Annotated in this window: 8 protein-coding genes; 2 read left to right on the top strand and 6 right to left on the bottom strand. The window is 69.4% G+C overall.

Annotated features, from left to right (window positions below; genetic code table 11):
* The coding region (locus DEIPI_RS30230) for a HAMP domain-containing protein (protein WP_084474194.1) at positions 1-3,922 on the bottom strand (3,922 nt) is incomplete at its 3' end.
* Between the two features lie 234 nt (positions 3,923-4,156).
* On the opposite strand from DEIPI_RS30230, the gene DEIPI_RS0110765 reads away from it, so the two are divergent.
* Positions 4,157-6,028 (top strand): thiol-activated cytolysin family protein, encoded by a 1,872-nt coding sequence (locus DEIPI_RS0110765; RefSeq protein ID WP_027481787.1) that lies wholly within the window; start codon positions 4,157-4,159, stop codon positions 6,026-6,028.
* Between the two features lie 45 nt (positions 6,029-6,073).
* Here the strand turns inward: DEIPI_RS0110765 and DEIPI_RS0110760 are convergent, their stop codons facing one another.
* Positions 6,074-7,429, bottom strand: coding sequence for an alginate O-acetyltransferase AlgX-related protein (locus tag DEIPI_RS0110760; protein WP_027481786.1), 1,356 nt, complete (start codon positions 7,427-7,429; stop codon positions 6,074-6,076).
* A gap of 97 nt (positions 7,430-7,526) precedes the next feature.
* Positions 7,527-7,787, bottom strand: coding sequence for a cold-shock protein (locus tag DEIPI_RS0110755; protein ID WP_027481785.1), 261 nt, complete (start codon positions 7,785-7,787; stop codon positions 7,527-7,529).
* Positions 7,788-7,995: 208 nt separating this feature from the next.
* On the opposite strand from DEIPI_RS0110755, the gene DEIPI_RS0110750 reads away from it, so the two are divergent.
* Entirely contained in the window at positions 7,996-9,195 is a 1,200-nt protein-coding gene (locus DEIPI_RS0110750; RefSeq protein WP_027481784.1) for a sugar ABC transporter substrate-binding protein, read from the top strand.
* 169 nt (positions 9,196-9,364) lie between these two features.
* On the opposite strand, the gene DEIPI_RS35500 is transcribed toward DEIPI_RS0110750, so the two are convergent.
* The 3 genes from DEIPI_RS35500 to DEIPI_RS0110735 form a co-directional block, all read right to left on the bottom strand.
* A complete protein-coding gene (locus DEIPI_RS35500; protein ID WP_052351693.1) occupies positions 9,365-10,114 on the bottom strand; it encodes a glycoside hydrolase family 19 protein in 750 nt (249 codons plus the stop codon).
* A gap of 41 nt (positions 10,115-10,155) precedes the next feature.
* Positions 10,156-10,506 carry a type II secretion system protein gene (locus DEIPI_RS30220; RefSeq protein ID WP_045234102.1) on the bottom strand — a complete coding sequence of 117 codons (351 nt, stop codon included), beginning with the start codon at positions 10,504-10,506 and terminating at the stop codon, positions 10,156-10,158.
* An 88-nt stretch (positions 10,507-10,594) separates the two neighbouring features.
* The gene (locus tag DEIPI_RS0110735) at positions 10,595-11,335 is read right to left on the bottom strand and encodes an MBL fold metallo-hydrolase (RefSeq protein WP_045234101.1); all 741 of its coding nucleotides are present in this window, start codon (positions 11,333-11,335) and stop codon (positions 10,595-10,597) included.
* Positions 11,336-11,462 lie beyond the last annotated feature (127 nt).

Genomic DNA, 11,462 nt, shown 5'->3' with positions numbered 1-11,462 from the left:
GCGGCGCGTCCGTCTCGGGCGCGGCGTGCTGCGTGACGGGCGCGGGCAGCGCGGCGAGGCGCTGTTCGGGCAGTCGGGGCGTGTCGAGGACGCTGAAGGTGGCGGGCAGGTACACCGTGAAGGTGCTGCCGACGCCGGGGACGCTCTCGAGTCGGATCTCGCCGCCGAGGATGCGGGCGAGCTCACGGCTGATGGCGAGGCCGAGGCCGGTGCCGCCGTACTTGCGGCTGGTGGTGCCGTCGGCCTGCTGGAAGGCCTCGAAGATGACGCGCTGCTTGTCGGGCGCGATGCCGATGCCGGTGTCGCTGACGGCGAACGCGATCACGGCGCCGCCGCGTGCGAGGGTGGGGTGGTCGGCGCTCCAGCCGCCCGTGACGGGCGCGACGCGCAGCTTCACCTCGCCCTGCTCGGTGAACTTGAAGGCGTTGGAGAGCAGGTTCTTGAGGATCTGCAGGAGGCGCTTCTCGTCCGTGAAGAGGCTGCCGGGCAGGCGCGGGTCGAGGTCGAGGTTGAACGCGAGCTTCTTGTCCTCCGCGACGTGGCGGAAGGTGAGCAGGACGGCGTCGCGGATGGCGCGCAGGGGCACGTCGGCGGCGTCGATGGTGACGGTGCCGGACTCGATCTTGCTGAGGTCGAGGATGTCGTTGATGAGGTTCAGGAGGTCGTTGCCGGACGCGTAGATCGTCTTGGCGTACTCCACCTGACGCACGCTGAGGTTCCCGTCCGGGTTGTCGCGCAGCTGCTGGCTGAGCAGCAGGAGGCTGTTGAGGGGCGTGCGCAGCTCGTGCGACATGTTCGCGAGGAACTCGCTCTTGTACTTGCTGGTGAGGGCGAGCTGCGCGGCCTTCTCCTCCAGCGCCTGCCGGGCGGTCTCCACCTCGTGGTTCTTGCGTTCCACCTCGCGGTTCTGGTCGGCGAGCAGGCGGGCCTTCTCCTCGAGTTCCTCGTTGGTCTGACGCAGTTCCTCCTGCTGGCTCTGGAGTTCCTGCGCCATGCTCTGCGACTGCGCGAGGAGCGTCTCGGTGCGCATGGTCGCCTCGATGGTGTTGAGGACGATGCCGATGCTCTCGGTGAGCTGTTCGAGGAAGCCGAGGTGCGTGGCGTTGAAGCGGTCGAAGGAGGCGAGCTCGATGACGGCCTTGGTGTGGCCCTCGAAGACGACGGGCAGCACGACGATGTTGAGGGGCGCGCCCGCGCCGAGGCCGGAGTTGATCTGGATGTAGTCGCCGGGGACGTTGGTGAGCAGGATGGGTTCCTGCTCCAGCGCGCACTGCCCGACGAGGCCCTCGCCGAGACGGAAGCGGTTGGCGAGGCCCTTGCGTTCGCGGTAGGCGTAGCTGGCCTGCAGGTGCAGGGTGGGCTCGCCGGAGGCGTCGTCCATGGTGTAGAAGACGCCGTGGTTGGCCTTCACGAGCGGCGCGAGCTCCGAGAGGATGAGGCGGCAGACGGTGAGCAGGTCGCGCTGGCCCTGCAGCATGCGGGTGAAGCGCGCGAGGTTCGTCTTGAGCCAGTCCTGCTCGGTGTTCTTGTCGGTCGTCTCCTTGAGGTTGCGGATCATCTCGTTGACGTTGCGCTTCAGCGCGTCGAGTTCTCCGCGGGCCTCCACGGCGATGGAGCGCGTGAGGTCGCCGTTCGTGACGGCCGTGGCGACCTCGGCGATGGCGCGCACCTGCGTGGTGAGGTTCGCGGCGAGCTGGTTGACGTTGTCGGTGAGGTCCTTCCAGGTGCCGGCGGCGCCGGGCACGCTGGCCTGACCGCCGAGGCGGCCCTCGACGCCCACCTCGCGCGCGACGCCCGTGACCTGGTCGGCGAAGGTGGCGAGCGTGTCGATCATGGAGTTGATCGTCTCGGCGAGCTCGGCGATCTCGCCCTTGGCCTCCACGGTGAGCTTCTTCTTGAGGTCGCCGTTCGCGACGGCCGTCACGACGCGCGCGATGCCGCGCACCTGGTTCGTGAGGTTGGACGCCATGCCGTTCACGTTGTCCGTGAGGTCCTTCCAGGTGCCGCCCACGCCGGGCACGCTGGCTTGTCCGCCGAGGCGGCCCTCGGTGCCCACCTCGCGGGCGACGCGGGTGACTTCTCCCGCGAAGGCGTTGAGCTGGTCCACCATCGTGTTGATGGTGTTCTTGAGCTCCAGGAGCTCGCCGCGCACGTCCACGGTGATCTTCTTGCTGAGGTCGCCGCCCGCCACGGCGGTCGTGACGAAGGCGATGTTGCGCACCTGGTTGGTGAGGTTGGACGCCATGAAGTTGACGTTGTCGGTGAGGTCCTTCCAGGTGCCTCCGACGCCGCGCACCTCGGCCTGTCCGCCGAGACGGCCTTCCGTGCCCACCTCGCGGGCGACGCGGGTCACCTCGGAGGCGAAGGCGTTGAGCTGGTCCACCATGGTGTTGATGGTGTTCTTGAGCTCCAGGATCTCGCCCTTGGCGTCGGCGGTGATCTTCTTGCTGAGGTCTCCGTTGGCGACGGCGGTGGTCACGAAGGCGATGTTGCGCACCTGCGTGGTGAGGTTCGCGGCCATGAAGTTCACGTTGTCGGTGAGGTCCTTCCAGGTGCCGGAGACGCCCTTCACGTCGGCCTGGCCGCCCAGCTGACCTTCGGTGCCCACCTCGCGGGCGACGCGGGTCACCTCGCCCGCGAAGGCGTTGAGCTGGTCCACCATCGTGTTGATGGTGTCCTTGAGCTCCAGGACCTCGCCCTGCGCCTCCACCGTGATCTTCTTGCTGAGGTCGCCGACGGCGACCGCCGTGGTGACCTGCGCGATGTTGCGCACCTGACTGGTGAGGTTCCCGGCGAGGCCGTTCACGCTGTCGGTGAGGTCCTTCCAGGTGCCGGACACGCCGCGCACGACGGCCTGACCGCCCAGCTTGCCCTCGGTGCCCACCTCGCGCGCCACGCGGGTGACCTCGGCGGCGAAGACGCCGAGGGTGTCGTTGAGGCTGTTGATGGTGTCCGCGAGGGAGGCGATCTCGCCCTTGGCCTCCACGACGAACTTCTGCTCCAGGTCGCCCTCGGCGATGGCCGTCACGACCTTCGCGATGCCGCGCACCTGCGTGGTGAGGTTGGACGCCATGCCGTTCACGTTGTCCGTGAGGTCCTTCCACGTACCGGAGACGCCGCGCACGTCGGCCTGACCGCCGAGGCGGCCTTCGGTGCCCACCTCGCGGGCGACGCGGGTCACCTCGGCGGCGAAGGAGTTGAGCTGGTCCACCATGGTGTTGATGGTGTTCTTGAGCTCCAGGATCTCGCCCTGCGCCTCCACCGTGATCTTCTTGCTGAGGTCGCCGTTCGCGACGGCGGTGGTGACCTGGGCGATGTTGCGCACCTGGCTGGTGAGGTTCCCGGCGAGGCCGTTCACGCTGTCGGTGAGGTCCTTCCACGTGCCGGACACGCCGCGCACGACGGCCTGTCCGCCCAGCTTGCCCTCGGTGCCCACCTCGCGCGCCACGCGGGTGACTTCTCCCGCGAAGGCGTTGAGCTGCTCCACCATGGTGTTCACGGTGCGGGCGGTCTGCAGGAACTGCCCCTCGATGGGGCGGCCGTCCACCTCGAGCGCCATGGTCTGGGAGAGGTCGCCGCTCGCGACGGCGGTGATGACGCGCGACATCTCGGAGGTGGGCCGCACGAGGTCGTCGACGAGGGTGTTGACGTCCTCGACGAGTTCCGCCCAGGAGCCCACGGCGGTGCCGAGCGGGAGGCGCTGGGTGACCTTGCCCTCCTTGCCGACGACGCGGCCGACGCGGGCGACGTCGCGGGCGATGCGTTCGCTGGTGTCGAGGACCTCGTTGAAGGCGTCGGCGATCTTGCCGGGCAGGCCCGTCCAGTCCTCGGGGAGACGGACGGAGAAGTCGCCTTTGCGGTAGGCGGTGAGGGCGGCGAGGAGGAGCTTCTCGTCGAGGGGCGTGATGGCAGCTTCGCTCATGGGTTCCTTGGAAGACGGGCGCGGCAGAGCGCGCCCGATCGTTCACAAGGATAGAGAACTTGCAGAACGAATTCAGACCGGGTTAAAGCTCGCTCAAGACGCCGGCACGGGTGCCTCACCGACCTCCGGGAACGGCGTGGCAGATGAGCATTCTGCGGTTGTCATCCTCGCGTCATCCTCCCCTGTCTAGGGTGACGGCGTTCGCTCATGAGCGAACGCCAAGGAGGACTTCACGTGCGTCACATTCACAGGTACATCAAGCCCGCCCTGCTGCTCGGCATGCTCGCCGTCACGGCCTGTAACGGCGCCCCGCCCGCCACGACTCCCGGCAACGTCGAGCCCGGCGGCGGCACCAACCCCACCACCCCCGCCGACGTCGCGGGCCTCACCGCCACCGCCGGAAGCGGCGAGGTGACGCTGCGCTGGACCGCCAACGCCGAGAACGACCTCAAGGGCTACCTCGTGCGCTGGGGTGCGGGCGCCACGCTCGACAAGTCGCAGTTCGTCGCGGCGCCCGCCGCCACCCTCAACGTCACCGGCCTCACGAACGGCACCGGCTACACCTTCGAGGTCCGCGCCCAGACGACCACCGGGAAGACCTCGGTGAAGGCCGCCACCACCACCGCCACGCCGGTCGCCGCGAGCGGGAACGGCGCGGGCCTGCTCTCCTTCGTCCGCGCCCTGTCCGACGCGCCCGCCCCACCCCCGGAGAAGAGCGACGCCACACCCGACAACGTCACGAGCGCCCTCGACAGCATGAACGGCACCGAGGTCACCTGCGTCAAGAAGGACTACAGCCTCACGCAGAACTTCGACGAGATCGCCACCTTCAACCCCAACGCGGGCGTCATCTGGCCCGGCTCGCTCGTCCAGGGCGCCACCGTGCCCGACGGCATCCCCGCCGCCATCCCCCTCGACCGCGGCCCGCTGACCGTCACCGCCCTCACGGGCGGCAACACCATCGGCAGCCGCGCCGTCGACCACCCCTCGCTCGCCACGGTCGGCGCGGCCATGAGCGACATCCTCGGCGCCTACACCGGCCCCACCGCCGCGAAGATCAGCTACACCAAGCAGGAGGGCTACTCCTTCGAGCGCGGCATGCTCAAGCTCAACGTCAACGCCAAGTGGGTCACGGGCAACGCCAAGGCCGCCCTGGACCTCGACGGCAACAGCGAACGCAAGACGCTGTACGTCAAGTACGTGCAGGAATACTACACCGTCGCCACGAACCCCCTGCGGCCCGACACCGCCTTCGGCCCGGGCGTCACCACGACCGAACTGGCCCGCTACGCCAGCAACACCAACCTGCCCGCGTACATCTCGTCGGTCACGTACGGCCGCATGCTGATCATGAAGATCAGCAGCAGCAGCGACTACCGCAAGATGATGGCCTCCATCGACTTCGCCTACAACGGCGGCGCGACCAGCGTGGACGGCTACACCAAGGCCGAACTGGAGTCGACCCTGCGCGGCAGCAGCGTGCAGATCGTGGCGCTCGGCGGCAACAGCACGGACGGCGTGGACGTCGTGACGTCCAGCGGCGACAAGCTCGGCGACTACCTCAAGAACGGCGCGAGCTACTCCAAGGACTCGCCCGCGTACCCCATCTCGTACAAGGTGGAGTGGCTCAAGGACAACACGATCGCCAAGCTCGGCGCGAGCACCACGTACAGCGTGCGTGAGTGCAGCCCGAACTACCAGCAGGTGGACCTGGTGCTGGACAACTTCAAGATCCTCAAGGACTGCGACGCGTTCGCGGCGGGTGACTTCTACTACGAGCTGGCCCTGAACCAGGACGGCAACACGTCCGTGATCTCCTCACGCGCCGCCGCTGACGCGACCGAGGTGAACGACGGCGGCACGATCACCCTCGACACCCGCAAACGCGTCACGGTGCTGAAGAACAGCGCGTCGACGATCAACCTGTCGGGCTGGCTGCGCGACGACGACACGGGCATCGGCGATCCCGGCACGGTGTACGATCAGGTCGGCACGGTGGACGCCAGTCACTACTATCCGAACCTCACGGGCTCCTTCGTCGTGGCCCTCACGAAGAGCTCGAGCTGCAAGGCCGAACTGTCCTACCACTTCGAACCCGTCAGCTGAGCCGTTCACCGGCAACGAGGGGGGAGCGGTCCGCCGCTCCCCCCCTCACGTCAGTCCCGAGCGGCAGACCTCCAGCGTGACGTCCCCACGCGGCGCGCTCCCGAAGGTCACCGTCAGCGTCCCGCGCGTGCCCGGCGCGAGCGGCACGACGAGCCTCCCGTCCGTCTTCGAGCGGTCCCCGAGCCGCGCCTCCGTCTCCCCCACCCGGAGCTCGCGGACGGAGAGGTCGGCGAGGCGCGCGCGCAGGTAGTCGCCCGCGCCCGCCCGGTACGCGGAGGGCAGGGGCACCTGCATGAGGCTGCCCCTGGCCGCCCCACGAACCGACGTCACACGGCGCGGTCCCTCACACGGCCCCTCCACGGCGGCGGTCATGCGGTCGTAGAAGCCCGGAAGTTGCGAGCCGCCCTCGAACTGCCAGACCAGCACGCGGGGCGGCGCGGCGACGTACCTTCCGGAGAGCAGGTAGCCCTCCAGCGCCGACTGCTGCCCTCCTCCCGCGATGGACTCGTTCACGACGTCACGCCGCAGGTTCACCATCAGGTCCGTGGCGAAGGACGGCTCCAGGCTGTGGCTGTCCCCGACGAGCGCGACGGGCGCGGCCTCGTCCGTGAGCAGGCCAGCCGCGCCCTCCCCCGAGGGTTTCGCGACGCGCGACGTGTAGGGCTCGTCGGGAAGCTTCACCCCGCAGAGCTTGCGGACGACCTCGGCGTAGGACCCGAAGCGCTCGGCGGGCTGTTCCTCCACGAGAACGTCCCGCGCGGCCGTCCCGTTCAGGGCGTCCGAGGCGAGCACGCGCCGGGCGACGTCCTGCGCGACGAGCCGTGACAGCAGGGGCGTCCAGTGGTGGTCGCGCCGGAAGTACATGAGCCGGTCCCTCGGCTGGGCGAGCGCGATGCCGAGGACGTCCACCGCGTCCACGCCCGCCGCGCGGAACGAACCGACGAACTCCTCGTAGCGGCCCCGCAGGAAGCCGATGTCGGGCCGGGGTCCGCGCAGGGAACGCAGGTTCACCACGTCGGGCCGCACGAGGCCCTTGGCGGGCACCACCACGACCACGAGCCGCGTGCCGCGGGCGCGCAGCGCGTCACGGAAACGTTCGAAGGCGCGTCGCTCGTCTCCCGTCATGGCGGGCGGGCTGTTCGCGAAGCTGTACTTCCCGAAGAGCCAGCCGTCGCGGCCCTGCCCGATGAGGGCGGCCCAGGTGTCGGCCGGGTCGTAGCGGGTCTCGTCGTACGCGGCGGCGCAGACGGGAAGCGTCCCGCCAGAGTTGCGGCTCAGGGCCAGGAAGGTGCCCACGCCCGTCGTCAGCAGGCCCGCGATCAGCAGGGCCCATCCCCTGCGGGGCGGGCGGATTCGGCGGGAGCGGGCGGTGGGGTCCTCGATGCCCCAGTGTAGGAACACGGCGCTCAGCTCAGCTTGAGCTTCGCTTCATCTCGAGGGGCGAGGCACGCAAAGAGGCGGACCCTCACGGGTCCGCCTCGGGTTGACAGGGTTGGACTTACCAGCGGCTGTCGCGGCGGGGGCGGTCGTTGTACTCGCTCACCGGCGCAGCCTTGGTCACGCGGATGTTCTTGGCCTGGGGGCCCTTGCCGCGCTGACCTTCCTCGATCTCGAACTCGACCTCATCGCCCTCGTTGAGCTTCTTGAAGCCGGTTCCCGAGATGGCGCTGAAGTGCGCGAACACGTCCGGGCTGCCGGGCGTCTCGATGAAACCATAACCTTTTTCCGCGTTGAACCACTTCACTCGACCTACGGCCATAATCACTCCTCTAGTCCTGCACAATACGAGGGCGCGACGAGTTTGTTCCTCGTGCGCACCCGGTCTCCGCGTACTGAGCAAAACTACGCACGCATCGTAGCGCCTGCCCCATGAGAGGACTGGAATCAGGTCACAAATGCCTTCGTGAGAGGCGGCGCGATCTGTAAGGAAGATGTCATGGAGCTCACCGTACGCTGTGGCCGCTCACATGAAACGACACCTCGCGCGCCTCCTCACCGTCTCCGTCTCCTCCCTCATCGCCACCGCCGGCGCCGCCGACATCAACGTGTGGTCGCACCTCGACGGCCCCGAGCTCGCCTGGCTCAAGATCCAGGCCACCAACTTCGAGACCGTCTACGGCCATCACGTCGTCATCACGTCCGCGAAGTTCGACGTCATGCGTGACAAGTTCATCGCGGACGCCCCGAAGGGCCTCGCGCCGGACCTGCTCGTCACGCAGCCGCAGGACCGCATCTCCGCCTTCGTGGACGCCAAGGTCATCGAGCCGATGGACCGCTACGTCACCAACAAGGACGACCTGCTCAAGGTCGCCGTGGACGCCATGACCTACCAGGGCAGGATGTACGCCGTGCCGATGTACGCCGAGACGGTCGCGCTCGTGTACAACAAGGCCCTCGTGCCCACGCCCCCCGCCAGCTGGGACGCCCTCGTGCGCGCCGCGCAGAACGACGTGCAGCGCGGACGCGGCGGCCTCATCGTGGACGTCGCCAACGCCTACATGACCTTCGGCGTCACGAGCGCCTTCGGCGGGTACGTGTTCAAGAACAACGGCGGCAAGCTCGACGTGAACAACATCGGCATCGCCAACGACGGCGCCGTGCGCGCCGCCCGCGCCCTCGCGGACCTGCGCCTCGGCAGCAGGGTCGTGCCCGCCACGTACGACGGCGGCGCCGCCCGCAAGCAGTTCTTCGACGGCAAGGCCGCGTTCTTCGTGACGGGCCCCTGGGACATGGGCGAGATCAAGCGCTCCGGCCTCGACTTCGGCATCATGCCGATGCCCGCCCCGACCGGCGCGACCGGCAAGTGGCGTCCCTTCGTGGGCGTGCAGGGCATCATGATGAACGCCTACAGCAAGCAGAAGAGCGTCGCGGCGCAGTTCGCGACCTTCCTCGCGAGCGAGGGCGCGCAGGTGTCGTTCGGCAAGACCTCCGCGTCCATCCCGGTCAGCTCGGCGGCGCTCGACAAGATGCGCGCCGATCCGGTCCTCAGCGCGTTCACGCAGATCGTCAAGGGTGGCATCTCCATGCCCAACGTCCGCGAGATGGGCGACGTGTGGGGCCCCTGGCAGGACGCCCTCAAGGAGGCCACGACCAAGCCCGGCGCGGACGTGGCGAAGATCCTCGCGGACGCCGAGAAGACCATCCGCGCGAGCTTCAAGAAGAAATAAGGCCGGTCGCCGAAGGCGACCCGAGCGGAGCGAGCAGCCTGGGCGGGCTGGCCCGCAGCGGAGGCGGCGGTCCGTGAGGACGGCCGCCGCAGCGCAGGGACAGCCCCGGAAACAAGGCCGGTCGCCGAAGGCGACCCGAGCGGGTCACCCTCGTGGGGGTGGCCCGCTCCTACTTGAGACGGATCTGCACGACATCGGGGTCGGTGGCGTTCACGACGACCGTCACGCCGGACGCGAGTTCCACCTCGACGCGTTCGCCGCGCACGTCCTGCCAGCGGCCCGCGCGGGTGAGGACGCGCGCCGCCGAACCCTGCGGCAGGGCGCGCAGGGCCGCGCGGTGGTACGCGCGGACCTCGCTCAGGCCGAGCTTCGTGGGGCCGTTCACGAGCTCGCGGGTGCGTTCGACGTCCTCCGCGCAGTCGTTGCAGCCCGTGCGCACCCAGAACGCCGCCGCGACGCGCGCGGCGACGTCGGGCCGTTCGATGAGCTGAGGGTCGCGCGCGAGGTCCGCGCCTTCGAGCGTGTGCGCGCGGTAGTGGTCGCGGCCCGTGAGCTGCAGGTAGCCGCCACCCCGGTAGCGCCAGCCGTCGCCGCTGGCCTCGCTGCCGTTGCCGAGCCGTCCGGCGTACACGAGGTTCGCGAGGGCGCGCGGGTCACGGCAGTAGCGGGTGGGGTCGTGCGGACGGGGGAAGCGGCTCGGCCAGACCTCGCACAGCCGGGCGGAGGTGGTGTAGTAGAGGTTCTCGCGGGCGAGCGAGAAGGCGGATTCGTGCGCGATGTTCGCGAGCCACGCCGCGATCTGCGCCCGGCTCACGATGCCCGCCTCACGTGCGGCGAGCGCGAGGGCGGGCGCGGCGGTCGTGATGTCGGCGGGGTCGGCGTCGGGACGGATGGCACGGAGCAGCTCGGGCGTGATCATGAGAAACCTGAACGCACCATACCACCGGACGACGGGTGGGCTCACTCGAAGGCGATGGGAAGGGCCGCCGACGCCTCGCTGCCGAACACGGAGTACGTGTAGTCGATCCGGTCCGCCGCGATCCGCGTCGACACGATGAAGCTCGGCAGGGATCCCGCGGCGATCTCGTCGTCCGCGCAGTCCTTTCCGACGGGCGTATCCTGCGGATGGTCGATCGTCCAGCGCGCGGCGGCGGTGGCGCACTTGCGGACGTAGTCCAGCGCGCCCGTCTCGACCGCCCGACGTTGCGCGCCGAGGTAGGCCGACAGCGGAAGGGCAAGGATGACGGCCAGGACGAGCATGACGATGAGGAGCTCGACGGCGGTGAAGGCGGCGGTACGTGCGTGCTTCATGGATCCTCCCCGGGAGGGATGTTCCCATGATGCTCATAGGGACGCTCATGAGGCGTGCACGCCTCATGAGCGTCCCTTCACGCTCCCTCTACACTCCCAGTTCGAGCGCCACCCGACTCAGCTGCGCGGGCGCGTCGTCCGTCACGAGCCCACCGTGGTAGGTCACCATCGTCCGGACGGGGAGTCCCGTGAGCTTGCGGACGCTTCGCGCGGCCTCGGTCATGTCGGGCGTGGCGCGCTCCATCGGAGGGCGCAGCTGCCCGCCCGCGCTCACGAGCGCGTCACCCGTGATCAGCACGCCGCCGCGCTCCACGAACAGGCTCAGGTGCCCCACCGTGTGCCCGGGCGTGGCGATCACGCGCACGCCGCCCGCCACGTCCAGCACCTCACCGTCATGCAGGGTCCGCGTGACGGGCGCGCGGGGCGGATCTCGAAACACCGCCGCCATCTCGGGCGGCATGGAGGCCAGCATCTCCGCCGACGGTGTCTTCTGACCCGGCAGGTCGCCACGGACGTACGGCGCCTCCGCGTCGAGCGCGAGCACCTCCGCGCCCGACGCGGCCACCACGTCCGGCAGGGCGCCGATATGGTCGAGGTCGTGGTGCGTCACGACGACGCGCCGCACGTCCGCCCAGCCCAGCCCCAGCGTGCCCAGACCCGCCTCGATCGTGCCGAGCGAGCCGGGCACGCCGGTATCCACGAGGGTGGCGCCACGCTCGGCGTCGAGGATCAGCGTGAGGTTGAGCACCGTGGGGCCCCCCATCAGGTTCGCCGTGACGGGCAGGACGTACACGTCGTCGGTGACGCGGATCGGTTCGGTCTGGGTCATGTGCCGAGCGTAACATCCGGCGAGCGAACACGCGCTCGACGCGGGCGCGCGCGCTTGCGGTGACGTCGGGCGCACGCTAGCCTGCCGCGATGCGCCGCGCCGCCCTGCTGGCCCTCCTCACGCTGTT

Source organism: Deinococcus pimensis DSM 21231 (genome assembly GCF_000519345.1).
GTDB lineage: Bacteria > Deinococcota > Deinococci > Deinococcales > Deinococcaceae > Deinococcus_A > Deinococcus_A pimensis.
The sequence above is the reverse complement of the archived record's forward strand: the minus strand, read 5'-3'. Positions and strand labels throughout refer to the sequence as shown.